Origin of the sequence: Streptomyces sp. YIM 121038 (genome assembly GCF_006088715.1) — a bacterium.
GTDB lineage: Bacteria > Actinomycetota > Actinomycetes > Streptomycetales > Streptomycetaceae > Streptomyces.
Genome location: NZ_CP030771.1, coordinates 2616772 through 2631128 on the forward strand (window position 1 = coordinate 2616772; position 14357 = coordinate 2631128).

12 protein-coding genes are annotated in these 14357 nt (G+C 72.6%); 9 read left to right on the forward strand and 3 right to left on the reverse strand.

The features are described from left to right. Positions 1–59: 59 nt before the first annotated feature. The 3 genes from C9F11_RS10845 to C9F11_RS10855 all read left to right on the forward strand — a co-directional run bounded on the left by C9F11_RS10845 (position 60) and on the right by C9F11_RS10855 (position 2912). Positions 60–986, forward strand: coding sequence for an ABC transporter ATP-binding protein (locus C9F11_RS10845; protein WP_138959071.1), 927 nt, complete (start codon positions 60–62; stop codon positions 984–986). 80 nt (positions 987–1066) lie between these two features. Then, positions 1067–1783: an ABC transporter permease gene (locus tag C9F11_RS10850; RefSeq protein ID WP_216678160.1), complete on the forward strand. Its 717-nt coding sequence runs from the start codon at positions 1067–1069 to the stop codon at positions 1781–1783. A gap of 109 nt (positions 1784–1892) precedes the next feature. Beyond that, the gene (locus C9F11_RS10855) at positions 1893–2912 is read left to right on the forward strand and encodes a COX15/CtaA family protein (protein ID WP_138959073.1); all 1020 of its coding nucleotides are present in this window, start codon (positions 1893–1895) and stop codon (positions 2910–2912) included. A 140-nt stretch (positions 2913–3052) separates the two neighbouring features. On the opposite strand, the gene C9F11_RS10860 is transcribed toward C9F11_RS10855, so the two are convergent. Together C9F11_RS10860 and C9F11_RS10865 are read right to left on the reverse strand one after the other, a co-directional pair. Further along, positions 3053–4141 (reverse strand): amidohydrolase family protein, encoded by a 1089-nt coding sequence (locus tag C9F11_RS10860; RefSeq protein WP_138959074.1) that lies wholly within the window; start codon positions 4139–4141, stop codon positions 3053–3055. A 100-nt stretch (positions 4142–4241) separates the two neighbouring features. Beyond that, positions 4242–4634, reverse strand: coding sequence for a hypothetical protein (locus C9F11_RS10865; protein WP_249401681.1), 393 nt, complete (start codon positions 4632–4634; stop codon positions 4242–4244). A 124-nt stretch (positions 4635–4758) separates the two neighbouring features. Between C9F11_RS10865 and C9F11_RS10870 the strand changes: the two genes are divergently transcribed. Further along, entirely contained in the window at positions 4759–5976 is a 1218-nt protein-coding gene (locus C9F11_RS10870) for a class I adenylate-forming enzyme family protein (RefSeq protein WP_138959075.1), read from the forward strand. Positions 5977–6046: 70 nt separating this feature from the next. Here C9F11_RS10870 and C9F11_RS10875 read toward each other — a convergent pair whose 3' ends face one another. Further along, on the reverse strand, positions 6047–7015 hold the full coding sequence (locus tag C9F11_RS10875) for a heme o synthase (RefSeq protein WP_249401682.1): 969 nt from the start codon (positions 7013–7015) through the stop codon (positions 6047–6049). A 365-nt stretch (positions 7016–7380) separates the two neighbouring features. Between C9F11_RS10875 and tkt the strand changes: the two genes are divergently transcribed. Genes tkt through pgl form a run of 5 tightly spaced genes read left to right on the forward strand, consistent with a single transcriptional unit; the run spans position 7381 to position 14066 of the window. Beyond that, on the forward strand, positions 7381–9489 hold the full coding sequence (gene tkt / locus C9F11_RS10885; RefSeq protein WP_138959076.1) for a transketolase: 2109 nt from the start codon (positions 7381–7383) through the stop codon (positions 9487–9489). A 33-nt stretch (positions 9490–9522) separates the two neighbouring features. Continuing rightward, positions 9523–10665 carry a transaldolase gene (gene tal / locus C9F11_RS10890; protein ID WP_138959077.1) on the forward strand — a complete coding sequence of 381 codons (1143 nt, stop codon included), beginning with the start codon at positions 9523–9525 and terminating at the stop codon, positions 10663–10665. Between the two features lie 4 nt (positions 10666–10669). Beyond that, entirely contained in the window at positions 10670–12202 is a 1533-nt protein-coding gene (gene zwf / locus C9F11_RS10895; protein ID WP_138959078.1) for a glucose-6-phosphate dehydrogenase, read from the forward strand. Further along, entirely contained in the window at positions 12199–13269 is a 1071-nt protein-coding gene (gene opcA / locus C9F11_RS10900; RefSeq protein WP_138959079.1) for a glucose-6-phosphate dehydrogenase assembly protein OpcA, read from the forward strand. Before zwf ends, opcA begins: the two co-directional genes overlap by 4 nt. After that, complete coding sequence (gene pgl, locus C9F11_RS10905; RefSeq protein ID WP_138959080.1) at positions 13266–14066, forward strand: 6-phosphogluconolactonase; 801 nt, start codon at positions 13266–13268, stop codon at positions 14064–14066. Before opcA ends, pgl begins: the two co-directional genes overlap by 4 nt. Positions 14067–14357: the final 291 nt, after the last annotated feature.

The following is a 14357-nucleotide window of genomic DNA, read 5'->3' on the forward strand; positions in this document are numbered from 1 at the left end:
CAGAGGACCGGGTCGGCCCCCTGCCCACGGCCCCCGCGACCCTCTCTAGACTTCCCGTCATGGGAAATGAGTCCGTCGTCCAGGTCCACGGCCTGGTCAAGCGGTACGGGGCGAAGACCGCGGTGGACGGCCTCGACCTGGACGTCCGCGCAGGCACCGTGACCGCCGTGCTCGGCCCGAACGGCGCCGGGAAGACCACCACCATCGAGACCTGCGAGGGCTACCGCACCCCCGACGCCGGGACCGTCCGCGTCCTCGGCCTCGACCCGGTCACCCAGGCCGCCCGGCTGCGCCCGCGCGTCGGCGTGATGCTCCAGTCCGGCGGCGTCTACTCCGGCGCCCGCGCCGACGAGATGCTGCGGCACGTCGCCGCGCTGCACGCCCACCCGCTCGACGTGGACGCCCTCATCGCCCGCCTCGGCCTGGAGTCCTGCGGCCGCACCGGCTACCGCCGCCTCTCCGGCGGCCAGCAGCAGCGGCTCGCCCTCGCCCTGGCCGTCGTCGGCCGCCCCGAGCTCGTCTTCCTCGACGAGCCGACCGCCGGTCTCGACCCGCAGGCCCGCCGCGCCACCTGGGACCTCGTCCGCGACCTGCGCCGCGACGGCGTCTCCGTGATCCTCACGACCCACTACATGGACGAGGCCGAGGAGCTCGCCGACGACGTCGCCATCATCGACGCCGGCAAGGTCATCGCCCAGGGCAGCCCCGAACAGCTGTGCCGCGGCGGCGCCGAGAACACCCTGCGCTTCACCGGCCGCCCCGGCCTCGACGTCGGCTCGCTCCTCAAGGCCCTGCCACCGGACTCCGCCGCCGCCGAACTCACCCCCGGCGCCTACCGCGTGAGCGGCACCGTCGACCCCCAGCTGCTCGCCACCGTCACCTCCTGGTGCGCGCAGCACGGCGTCATGCCGGACCGGATCTCCGTCGAACGGCACACCCTGGAGGACGTCTTCTTGGAGCTCACGGGTAAGGAGCTGCGGTCGTGACGAGCGCCCCCGACACCACTGCCACCGCCGGTACGCCGGGGACGTACGCCCCGAGGCCGGGCGCGGCCCCCCTGTCCCGGATGATCCGCGCACAGGCGGTCCTGGAGACGAAGATGCTGCTGCGCAACGGCGAACAGCTGCTGCTCACCATCGTCATCCCCACGCTGCTGCTCGTCCTCTTCAGCGCCGTCGACGTCGTCGACACCGGCGACGGGAAGGCCGTGGACTTCCTCGCCCCGGGCGTCCTCGCGCTCGCCGTCCTGTCCACGGCGTTCACCGGGCAGGCCATCGCCACCGGCTTCGAGCGGCGCTACGGCGTGCTCAAACGGCTCGGCGCCTCGCCGCTGCCGCGCTGGGGCCTGATGACCGCGAAGACCCTGTCGGTCCTGGTCACCGAGGTGCTCCAGATCGCGCTCCTCACCGTGATCGCCTTCGCGCTCGGCTGGTCGCCGCACGGCAACCCGCTGGCCGTCCTGCTGCTCCTCGTCCTCGGTACGGCGGCCTTCTCCGGGCTCGGCCTGCTGATGGCGGGCACGCTCAGGGCGGAGGCGACGCTGGCCGCCGCGAACCTCGTGTTCCTGCTGCTCCTCGTCGGCGGCGGCGTCATCGTGCCGCTCGACCGGTTCCCCGGAGCCGTCGAGTCCGCGCTCGCCCTGCTGCCCATCTCGGCCCTCTCGGACGGTCTGCGCGACGTGCTCCAGGACGGCGCCGCGATGCCGTGGGGCGACCTCGGGATCCTCGCGGTGTGGGCGGTCCTCGGGCTCGGCGCGGCGGCCCGCTTCTTCCGCTGGGAGTAGCCCGTCTTCCGCTGGGAGTAGCCCACGCGCGCCCCACAGGGCGTAACCGGCATCACAGTTGGAGCGGATACGTCCCCCTCGTGAAGCCGTGCACAAGCGGCCCCCTACGATGGGGGCCGTGCCCAAAGTGACCCGAGCCGAAGCCGCCCAGTTCGCGCGCAACCCGCTCGCCTTCATCGCCGAACGCTGGACCCCGACCGGGCGGACCGTCCAGCGCGCGGCCCTCGCCGCCCTCGTGATGACGGTCGTCATCGTGGTCACCGGCGGCGCCGTACGCCTGACGGGATCGGGCCTCGGCTGCCCGACCTGGCCCAAGTGCACCGACGACTCGCTCACCGCGACCAGCGAGATGGGCTTCCACGGCGTCGTCGAGTTCGGCAACCGCATGCTGACGTACGCCCTGTGCGCGGTCGTCGGGTTCGCGATCATCGCGGCCCGCTCGCAGAAGCCGTGGCGGCGCAGCCTGACCCGGTACGGCTGGGCGCAGTTCTGGATCGTCATGGGCAACGCCGTCCTCGGCGGCATCGTCGTGCTCGTCGGCCTCAACCCGTACACGGTCGCGGCGCACTTCCTGCTCTCCACCGCCCTGATCGCGGTCGCCACGGCCACCTGGCAGCGCACCCGTGAGGGCGACGCCCCGACGCGCCCGCTGGTCGGCAAGGCCGTCGCCCAGCTCGTCTGGGTCCTGACCGGGGTGACGGTGCTCCTGATCGCGGTCGGCACGGTCGTGACGGGCGCGGGCCCGCACGCGGGCGACTCCAGCGACGTGCCGCGCATGAAGGTGGACGCCATCGGCCTGGACTGGGAGTCCGTCACCAAGCTGCACGCCGTCCTGGCGTGGATCGTGGTCACGCTGGCCTTCGCCCTGTGGTTCGTCCTCAAGGCGGTCGACGCCCCGGCGGGGCCGCTGGCCCGCACCCGCGACCTGTTCCTGGTGCTGCTCGCGCAGGGCGTCGTGGGCTATGTGCAGTACTTCACGGACCTGCCGGAGGTCCTGGTCGCGGCCCACATGCTGGGCTCGTGCGTGGTGTGGATCGCGGTGCTGCGGGTGCTGCTCTCGCTGCGCGAGCGGCCCGCGACGGCGCCCGAGGTCCCGGCGCAGGCCGACGCGGAGCTGTCCGCGGTCTGAGCGCCGCGCCCGCCCCCCCCTCTCGACGCCCCGCTCCCTCTCGACGCCCCGCCCGCCGTCGCGGCGGGGCGTCACGCGTGTGTGAGGCCGTAGCCCGTCAGTCGTCCGTCAGGCGGTCGCCCCGTCAGGCCGTGGAGCCGTCACTCGTCCGTGAGGCCGTAGACCCGGCGCGCGTTGTCCGCCGCGATCATCGCCGCCACCCGCTGCGCGTCCGCGAGCGACCACGCGCCCTCGGCCACCCAGGTGCCGAGCACCCGGCTGAGCGCCTCGCGGAACAGGGTCGCCCCCACCACGTGCAGCTCCGGCAGGCCGTGGGCGCCGCTGGAGAACAGCAGCTTGCCGAAGGGGGCCAGCTCCAGGATCTCGGCGAGCACGGCCGCCGCACGGGCCCCGGTGCGCACCAGCGCGGGCCCCAGGTCCGCGTACACGTGCGGGAAGACGCCCGCGAGGTGGGCCGCCGCGCGGTGGTGCGGATAGCCGTGCAACAGCACCAGGTCGGTGCCGAGCCCCGCGGTGGCACGGGCGAACGCGCCGAAGGACCGCTGCGGGTCGGCGGCGCCGGTGTGCAGCTGCAGCGGCAGGCCGGAGGCCACGGCGATCCACAGCAGGTGCCGCAGGAGCACGGGGTCGGCGAGCTCCCCGCCCACCTGGCGTCCGGCGAGCCAGCGGCCCGCCGCGCCGCGCACCTCGCCGGGGCCCGGCGGCTCGGGCGGCAGCGGCCGGTCCTCGCGCACCCCCGCGACCGAGGTGAAGGCGACGGCTCCGGCCGCGGCCCCGTGCACGGACTCGGCCAGGTTGGCGAGGAAGGAGTCGACGGTTCCCGAGGTGTCGGCGACCTGCTCGGCGAGCAGTTCGAGGCGCACGATCTCATGGGCCTCCGCGGCCCCGGTGGTCGCGAGCTCCCCGGGACCCGTGAGGTCCCCGGGCAGGCCGGTGTCGACGAGGTACGTGGTGATGCCGCTGCCGCGCAGCAGGCGCCGCCCGGACTCCAGGACGCCCAGTTCCCGGCGGCGGGCCAGATAGCGGGCGGGCGGACAGTGCGGTTCGAGTCCGAGGAGCGGCGGGCACCAGCGGCGTACCGCGAAGCCGGTCTGGGTGTCGAAGAAGGTGGTGCCCGGGGCGGGCGGGCCCTCGCCGCGGCCGAGGTGCGCCTCGAACGTGCCGAGCCCGAGCTCCGTGCGCAGGACGCCGTGGCAGTGCTGGTCCACCAGGGACGGCGTTTCGATCATCCTGGCTCCCCTGCGTGGACCGTACTCCTACGGTCCTAACGGGTGACCGTGGCGACAGGTGTTGCTCGCCTTGTCACTCCGTGCCCGCCCCGGGCGCGTCTCATCCGCCCGAGGGGCCACCGATCTGGATGCCCGCCATGCGCGTCCACTCGTACGGACCCGTCCGCACCTTGGCGGCGAAGTCGCCGTCGAAGTCGTCGTGGACGGTGATCCCGGCCTTCTCCACGGCGCTCAGGGCGATCGCGTGGGTCGGCGCGACGAGGTCGCCCCAGCCGCCGTCCTCGCCGACGAGGACGATGCGGGAGCCCCGCTGCCCGATGTACGCGATCTGCCCCTCGGCGCCGCCGTGGGCCCGCGCGAACGCGGTGATCTGCCGGGCCAGCTTGGCGGCCTTGCGGTCGGCGCGCGCGGCGTCCTTGTCCACCGGGGCCGCCGCGGCCGTCTGCTCGCCCTGCTCTGCCGCCGCGGTGGTGCCCTGCTCCGTGTCTGCCATGGCACAGGATGCTACCGACGGGTAGATCGTTCGGCGACGCCCGGGTGGCGTGGTCTCGGCCACGGTCGCGGCGCCGGTGCGCGCGGCCGTTCCCCCTTGCGGCGGCCCGTGGTAGGACGAGGGCATGTCCGGTCTGCTGGTCGGCGAGGTCGTCCGGTCCGCCGCCGGGGCCGCCCCGCACCGCCCTGCCGTGGTGTTCGGCGGGCGCGTGCTCACCTTCGCCGCCCTCGACGCGGCCGCCGACCGGGCCGCCGGGCACCTGGCGGCCTGCGGTGTGCGCCGCGGCGACCGCGTGGTGTGGCCGTCGGCCGGGGCCCCCGTCGAGTCGCTCCAGGTGTACGCGGGGGCCGCGCGCGCCGGGGCGGTCCTCGTGCCGCTCGGGCCCGACGCGTGGTCGGCCCGTGTCGTGCGGGCTGCGGCGCCGCGCCTGGTCCTGACGGACGCCGGGCGGGCGGCCGAGGGCGCGCGGTTCGCGGCGGCCGCGCGGGCACGGCACGCCGTACTCGCGGACGGCGACGCGCCCGCCCCGCGAGCCGCGTCGCCCGATACGACCGACAGGAACGATACGACCGGCAGGACCGACAGGACCGACAGGACCGGCAGGACCGACAGTGCCAGCAGGCCCGAGCGGCCCGAGCGGACCTGGGACCCTGCGGAGAAGGACCCCCACCTGGTGCTCTTCGCCGGCCCCTGCCGCCCCCACGGCGTCGTCCTGTCGCACCGCGCGAGCGTCCTGCGCGCGCACTGCGGCGGCCGGCCCGAGGTGCCGGGCGCCCTGGTGTGCGGCTTCCCCGCGGGGCACTGGGGCCTGTGGACCGCCGTGCTGCGGCAGTGGCAGGCCCGGGGCACCGTCGTGCTGCCGGAGGCGCCGGGGCCCGGGGCGATCTGCGCGGCCGTGCGCGAGCACCGCGCCACGCGTCTGGTGTGCCCGCCCGAGGTGTGGTGGCAGGTCCTGGACACGGCCCCGCACCACCTGGCCACGCTGCGCTCGGCCGACACGGAGACGGCGGCGGGCGCCGCTCCCCCGCGGCTGATCGAGGCCATCCGCACCGCGACGCCCGCGGCCCGGGTCCGGGCCTTCCTCAGCACGCCCGAGGCGGGGGACGTCGCCGCCCTCGACCACGCCGACGTACGGGCCAGGCCCGGCAGCTGCGGGGTGCCCGCGCCGGGGGTGGCGGTGCGGGTCGCGGGCGGCGAGCTGTGGGTGCGCGGCCCGCTGCTCTTCGACGGGTACCTCAGGGACAAGGAGGCCACGGACGCGGTGCTGCGGGACGGCTGGTTCCGCACCGGCCGCGCGGCCCGCCTCGACGGGGACGGCCATCTGCACCTCACCGACCGCTGAGCACCGCGCCCCGGAACGCGGAACGGCCCCGCCGCCCGGAGGGCGGCGGGGCCGTTCGGGCCGAGCGGGACTAGCGCAGGAAGGGGTCCACCGCGACCGCCACGAACAGCAGCGACACATAGGTGATGGACCAGTGGAACAGGCGCATCTCCTTGAGCTTGGTGCCGGTCTCCTCCGCCTTGGCACGGTTCTGGAGCGCGTGCGCCTCCCACAGCCACCAGCCGCCCGTGGCGAGGGCGACGGCCGTGTAGAACCAGCCGGTGTAGCCGAGCGGCTGGAGCAGCAGCGAGACCAGGACCATGACCCAGCTGTAGAGGACGATCTGCCGGGCGACCACCTTGTTGGAGGCGATGACCGGGAGCATCGGCACGCCCACGCGCGCGTAGTCCTCCTTGACCCGCATGGACAGCGGCCAGTAGTGCGGCGGCGTCCAGAAGAACATCACGAGGAAGAGGATGACGGGCGCCCACGACATCGAGTTGGTCACGGACGACCAGCCGATGAGCACCGGCAGACAGCCCGCGATGCCGCCCCAGACGATGTTCTGGGAGGTGCGCCGCTTGAGGATCATCGTGTAGACGACCACGTAGAAGAGCAGCGCGCCGAGGGACAGCCAGGCGGACAGCCAGTTGACGGCGAGGCCGAAGAGCAGCGTGGAGACGACCGCCAGCGTGATGCCGAAGGCCAGGCACTCACGGGGGCTAACCATGCCGGTGACCAGCGGCCGCTGCGACGTGCGCTCCATGAGGGCGTCGATGTCGCGGTCGTACCACATGTTCAGCGCGTTGGCCCCGCCCGCGGACAGGTAGCCGCCGAGGCAGGTGAGGAACACCAGCTTCAGATCGGGCACGCCCTGCTCGGCGAGGAACATCACCGGAACGGTGGTGATCAGCAGCAGCTCGATGATCCGTGGCTTCGTCAGCGCCACGAACGCCTTGACTCGGGCCCCGAACGGCCGGTGGCTCGGGCTCTGGCTCGTCCCGAGCGTCCCCACTGGACGGGATTCAACGGCCGTCACGCACACCCCTGACAGAGACATCCCAGCAAGCCCACGGCGGACCTTCAGACATGAAGATCCGGTAAAGGCTCACGCGTACCACGCCACTGTAGACGTTGCCCATACCTGGCCCTTCGCGGGGGTGGGTTCGTGTTGAGCGGCCAGACGAGGGGTCTTGGGGGCCGGGCGCGCGAACGGACACCCCGGGCGGAATCGGAACCCAGATGAGCGGTGCCGACTTCACATGGTGAGAGCGGTGTCGCCCGTTCAGGAGGCGGATCGGAGCGGGCCCCGGCAGTCTGGAATGACTCGAAAAAATGCACGTTCTTACAGGGGTAGGCTCGACAGCGGCCGGTGCGGTTCCTGCCACCGGCATTCGACATTGTGGAGAGGAGCCCTGACCCAGGGTGAGCATCAAGCCGACCACCACAGACCTCGAGTGGACCGATCTGGACCAGCGGGCCGTCGACACCGGCCGGGTCCTGGCCATGGACTCCGTACAGAAGGTCGGCAACGGCCATCCGGGTACGGCCATGAGCCTCGCGCCTGCCGCGTACACCCTCTTCCAGAAGGTGATGCGGCACGACCCGGCGGACGCCGACTGGACCGGCCGGGACCGATTCGTGCTCTCCGCGGGGCACTCCTCGCTGACCTTGTACATCCAGCTCTACCTGGCCGGTTTCGGTCTTGAGCTGGACGATCTGAAGGCCTTCCGCACCTGGGGCTCGAAGACCCCGGGCCACCCGGAGTACGGCCACACGGTCGGCGTCGAGACCACCACGGGTCCGCTGGGCCAGGGTGTCGCGAACGCCGTGGGCATGGCGATGGCCGCGCGCTACGAGCGCGGTCTCTTCGACCCGGAGGCGGCCCCCGGCACCTCCCCGTTCGACCACTTCGTCTACGCCATCGCCGGTGACGGCTGCCTCCAGGAGGGCATCTCCGCCGAGGCGTCGTCGATGGCCGGGCACCAGCAGCTCGGCCATCTGATCCTGCTGTGGGACGACAACCACATCTCGATCGAGGGCGACACGGAGACCGCGGTCTCCGAGGACACCGAGAAGCGCTACGAGGCCTACGGCTGGCACGTCCAGCGCGTGGAGCCGAAGGAGAACGGCGACCTCGACCCACAGGCGCTGTACGCGGCGATCCAGCGGGCCAAGGCCGTCACGGACAAGCCCTCCTTCATCGCGATGCGCTCGATCATCGCCTGGCCCGCGCCGAACGCGCAGAACACCGAGGCCGCGCACGGCTCGGCGCTCGGCGACGAGGAGGTCGCGGCCACCAAGCGCGTCCTGGGCTTCGACCCGGAGCGGACCTTCGAGGTCGCCGACGAGGTCCTGGCCCACACCCGTGAGGCCCTCGACCGGGGCCGCCGGGCCAAGGCCGAGTGGGAGAAGTCGTTCCAGGAGTGGCGCGGCGCCAACGCCGAGCGCGCCGCCGAGTTCGACCGGATCGCCGCGGGCGAGCTGCCCACCGGCTGGGAGGAGAAGCTCCCGGTCTTCGAGGCGGGCAAGGGCGTCGCGACGCGTGCCGCGTCCGGCAAGGTCCTCCAGGCGCTCGGCGCGGTCGTCCCCGAGCTGTGGGGCGGCTCCGCCGACCTCGCGGGGTCGAACAACACCACGATCGACAAGACTTCGTCGTTCCTGCCCGCGGACAACCCGCTGCCGGAGGCCGACCCGTACGGCCGCACGATCCACTTCGGCATCCGCGAGCACTCCATGGCCGCGGAGATGAACGGCATCGCGCTGCACGGCAACACCCGCATCTACGGCGGCACCTTCCTGGTGTTCTCCGACTACATGCGCAACGCCGTGCGCCTGTCGGCCCTGATGCACCTGCCGGTGACGTACGTGTGGACGCACGACTCCATCGGCCTCGGCGAGGACGGCCCCACCCACCAGCCGGTCGAGCACCTCGCGACGCTGCGCGCCATCCCGGGCCTGAACGTGGTCCGCCCGGCGGACGCCAACGAGACCGCGATCGCGTGGCGCGAGATCCTCAAGCGCTACACCAAGGAGTTCGGCAAGGGCGCCCCGCACGGCCTCGCGCTGACCCGTCAGGGCGTGCCGACGTACGACCGCGAGGTCACCGAGGGCGCGGCCAAGGGCGGCTACGTGCTGTTCGAGGCCGAAGGGCCCTCCGGGCAGAGCACGGCCCCCGAGGTCGTGCTCATCGGCACCGGCTCCGAGGTACAGCTCGCCGTCGAGGCGCGCGAGCAGCTCCAGGCGGCGGGCGTTCCCACCCGGGTCGTCTCGATGCCGTCGGTGGAGTGGTTCGAGGAGCAGGAGCAGGGGTACCGCGACAGCGTGCTGCCGCCGTCCGTCAAGGCGCGCGTGGCCGTCGAGGCGGGCATCGGTCTCACCTGGCACAAGTACGTCGGCGACGCGGGCCGCATCGTCTCGCTCGAACACTTCGGTGCTTCGGCGGACGGAAAGGTCCTCTTCCGCGAGTTCGGATTCACTGCCGACGCGGTGGCCGCGGCGGCGCAGGAATCGATCGCGGCAGCCCGGCGCTGACGCCCTCATACGACCAGTAGGAGATGTAATTCCATGACAGACGCACTCAAGCGCCTCTCCGACGAAGGCGTCGCGATCTGGCTGGACGACCTGTCGCGCAAGCGGATCACGTCCGGCAACCTCGCCGAACTGATCGACCAGCAGCACGTCGTGGGCGTCACCACCAACCCGTCGATCTTCCAGAAGGCCATCTCGTCCGGCGACGGCTACGAGCAGCAGCTCGCCGACCTCGCCGCGCGCAAGGTGACCGTCGAGGAAGCGGTCCGCATGATCACGACGGCGGACGTCCGTGACGCCGCCGACATCCTGCGCCCGGTCTTCGACGCCACGGGCGGCCAGGACGGCCGGGTGTCGATCGAGGTCGACCCGCGGCTCGCCCACCACACGGCGCCGACGATCGCCGAGGCGAAGCAGCTGGCGTGGCTGGTGGACCGGCCGAACACGCTGATCAAGATCCCCGCGACCAAGGCGGGCCTCCCGGCGATCACCGAGGTCATCGGCCTCGGCATCAGCGTCAACGTGACGCTGATCTTCTCGCTCGAGCGCTACCGCGAGGTCATGGACGCGTATCTGGCGGGCCTGGAGAAGGCCAAGGAGCGCGGCCTGGACCTGGAGAAGATCCACTCGGTGGCGTCCTTCTTCGTGTCCCGCGTGGACACCGAGATCGACCAGCGCATCGACGCCCTCGGCACCGACGAGGCCAAGGCGCAGCGCGGCAAGGCCGCCCTCGCCAACGCCCGGCTCGCCTACGAGGCGTACGAGGAGGTGTTCGGCTCTGCCGACAAATCGACACAGCCCTCGGACCGCTGGGTCGCGCTCGACAAGGCGCACGCCAACAAGCAGCGTCCGCTGTGGGCGTCGACGGGCGTCAAGGACAAGGCGTACAAGGACACCCTGTACGTCGACGACCTGGTCGCGCCGGGCACGGTGAACACCATGCCGGAGGCCACCCTGGAGGCCACCGCCGACCACGGTCAGATCACCGGCAACACCATCGCCGGGACGTACGACCAGGCGCGCGCGGACATCGCGGCCGTCGAGAAGCTCGGGATCTCCTACGACGAGGTCGTGCAGCTCCTGGAGGACGAGGGCGTCGACAAGTTCGAGGCGTCCTGGAACGACCTGCTCAAGTCGACCGAGGCCGAGCTGAAGCGCCTCACCCCCTCGGAGGGCTGACACCTTGACCGCAGTTCATGGAGCCAATCCGCTTCGTGACGCCGCGGACCGACGGCTCCCGCGCATCGCGGGGCCGTCGGGCCTGGTCATCTTCGGCGTGACGGGCGACCTGTCCCGGAAGAAGCTGATGCCGGCGGTGTACGACCTGGCCAACCGCGGTCTGCTGCCGCCCGGCTTCTCCCTGATCGGCTTCGCCCGCCGTGAGTGGCAGGACGAGGACTTCGCGCAGGAGGTGCACGACGCGGTCAAGGAACACGCGCGCACGCCCTTCCGCGAGGAGGTCTGGCAGCAGCTCATCCAGGGCATGCGCTTCGTCCAGGGCAACTTCGACGACGACGACGCCTTCGAGCAGCTCAAGGCCACCATCGAGGACCTGGACAAGAAGCAGGGCACGGGCGGCAACTTCGCCTTCTACCTGTCGGTCCCCCCGAAGTTCTTCCCGCAGGTCGTCCAGCAGCTCAAGAAGCACGGCCTCGCGGACGCGCCCGAGGGCTCGTGGCGGCGCGCCGTCATCGAGAAGCCCTTCGGCCACGACCTGAAGTCGGCCCAGGAGCTGAACGCGATCGTCCACGAGGTGTTCGCCCCGGACCAGGTGTTCCGGATCGACCACTACCTGGGCAAGGAGACCGTCCAGAACATCCTGGCGCTCCGCTTCGCCAACCAGATGTTCGAGCCGATCTGGAACCGGTCGTACGTCGACCACGTGCAGATCACCATGGCCGAGGACATCGGCATCGGCGGCCGCGCGGGCTACTACGACGGCATCGGCGCCGCCCGTGACGTCATCCAGAACCACCTGCTCCAGCTGATGGCCCTGACCGCCATGGAGGAGCCCGCCTCCTTCGACGCGGACGCGCTGGTCGCCGAGAAGGCCAAGGTGCTCGGCGCCGTACGCCTGCCGAAGGACCTGGGCCGCGACACCGTGCGCGGGCAGTACTCCGCCGGGTGGCAGGGCGGCGAGAAGGCCGTCGGCTACCTCCAGGAAGACGGCATCGACGCCAAGTCGAAGACCGATACGTACGCCGCCGTCAAGCTGTCGGTGGACAACCGCCGCTGGGCGGGCGTCCCGTTCTACCTGCGCACCGGCAAGCGCCTCGGCCGCCGCGTCACGGAGATCGCGGTCGTCTTCCAGCGCGCCCCGCACTCCCCCTTCGACCACACGGCGACGGAGGAGCTCGGCCAGAACGCCATCGTCATCCGCGTCCAGCCGGACGAGGGCATCACGGTCCGCTTCGGCTCCAAGGTGCCCGGCACCTCCATGGAGATCCGGGACGTGTCGATGGACTTCGCGTACGGCGAGTCCTTCACCGAGTCCAGCCCGGAGGCCTACGAACGGCTGATCCTGGACGTCCTACTCGGCGACGCCAACCTCTTCCCGCGCACGGAGGAGGTCGAGCTGTCCTGGAAGATCCTCGACCCGATCGAGGAGTACTGGGACACCCACGGCAAGCCCGCACAGTACCCGTCCGGTACGTGGGGCCCGGTCGAGGCGGACGAGATGCTTGCACGAGACGGACGGAGCTGGCGCCGGCCATGAAGATCGACCTTACGGACACCACGGCCAGCAAGATCAACAAGGCGCTCGTACAGGGGCGCCGGGCGATCGGCACCCCGGCCGTGGGCATGGTCCTCACCCTCGTCATCGTCACCGACGAGGAGAACGCGTACGACGCCCTGAAGGCGGCGAGCGAGGCCTCGCGCGAGCACCCCTCGCGCACGCTCGTCGTCATCAAGCGCGTCTCGCGTTCGCCCCGGGACCGCACGTCCTCACGCCTGGACGCCGAGGTCCGCGTCGGCGCCGACGCGGGCACCGGCGAAACGGTGGTCCTGCGGCTCTACGGCGATGTCATCAACCACGCCCAGTCGGTGGTCCTGCCGCTGCTCCTGCCGGACGCCCCGACCGTCGTGTGGTGGCCGGTGAACGCCCCGATCGACCCCGCCCAGGACCCCCTGGGCGCGCTCGCCCAGCGCCGGGTCACCGACACCTACGCCGCCGAGCAGCCCATCCAGGAGCTGACCGCGCGCGCCGAGGCGTACCACCCCGGCGACACCGACCTGTCCTGGACCCGGATCACGCCGTGGCGCTCCATGCTCGCGGCCGCCCTGGACCAGGTCACCTGCGAGGTCACCGCCGCCGAGGTGGAGGGCGAGGAGTTCAACCCGAGCGTCGAGCTGCTCGCGATGTGGCTCGCCGACCGGCTCTCCGTACCGGTCAGGCGCAGCCTGTCCACGGGCCCGGGCCTGACCGGCGTGCGCATGGAGACCAACTGCGGCCCGATCGTGCTCGACCGGGCGGACGGCGCGCTCGCCACGCTCTCCATCCAGGGCCAGCCGGACCGCGCGGTGGCGCTCAAGCGCCGCGAGACCTCCGAGCTGATCGCGGAGGAGCTGCGCCGCCTCGACCCCGACGACACCTACGCGTCGGCGCTGAGGTTCGGCGTCGACCGGCTCGACGAGACGGCGCGGTCGGCCATGACGGCGACGGCCCCCCAGGAGCCGGACGCGTCCGGCTCGGCCGAGCAGGCCCCCAAGGGCGGCGGCCGTACGTCGAAGAAGACGGCCTCCGCGAAGAAGGCCCCGGCCAAGAAGGCGGCCGCGAAGTGACCACCGCACCGCAGCTCGTCGTCCACCGCGACAAGGAGCTGATGGCCCAGGCCGCCGCGGCGCGCCTGATCACGAAGATCGTCGACGCGCAGGCGGCCCGTGGCTACGCCTCCGTGGTCCTCACCGGCGGCCGCAACGGCAACGGACTGCTCGCGGCGCTGAGTTCGGCCCCCGCGCGCGACGCCGTGGACTGGTCCCGGCTCGACCTGTGGTGGGGCGACGAGCGCTTCCTGCCGGAGGGCGACCCCGAGCGCAACTACACGCAGGCCCGCGCCGCCCTGCTCGACTCGGTGCCGCTCGACCCGGCGCGGGTGCACCCGATGCCCGCGTCGGACGGCCCGTACGGGGTGGGCGCCGACGGGGACGGCGCGGACGCCGCCGCCGAGGCGTACGCGGCCGAGCTGGCCGCGGCGGCCGGTCCCGAAGACCACGGCCCCGTGCCGACGTTCGACGTGCTCATGCTGGGCGTCGGCCCGGACACGCACGTGGCGTCGCTCTTCCCCGAGCTGCCCGCCGTCCGCGAGACGGAGCGGACGGTGGTCGGCGTGCACGGCGCGCCGAAGCCGCCGCCCACCCGGGTCTCGCTGACGCTGCCCGCGATCCGCTGCGCACGCGAGGTCTGGCTGCTCGCGGCGGGCGAGGACAAGGCGAAGGCGGCGGCGATCGCCCTGTCCGGGGCGGGTGAGGTCCAGGCCCCCGCGGCGGGCGCGTACGGCCGCTCCCGCACCCTGTGGCTCCTGGACGCGGCGGCGGCTTCCCAGCTCCCCCGGGACCTGTACCCACCGGCGTCGCCCTGACCGGACGCACTGCTCGGTACGGGGACGCCGCCGGGCCCCGGTCCTCTTGCGGACCGGGGCCCGGCGGCGTTCCGCTTCCAGAAGCCTTCGCGGGTGGCCGAGTGCTGGTCAGAAGCCGTCGCAGGTGGCCGAGGCGAAGGGGCCGCTGGCTCGGGCGGTGTGGGTGCTGCCGTCGACGGTGACCTCGCAGCGGAGGGCGCCGCCGGAGGCCCCCAGGGTGGCGCCGAGCGTCCCGCCCTTGACGAAGCCTTCATCTTCTCCGTCTTGCGCGGGGGCGGACCTGACCCGGCG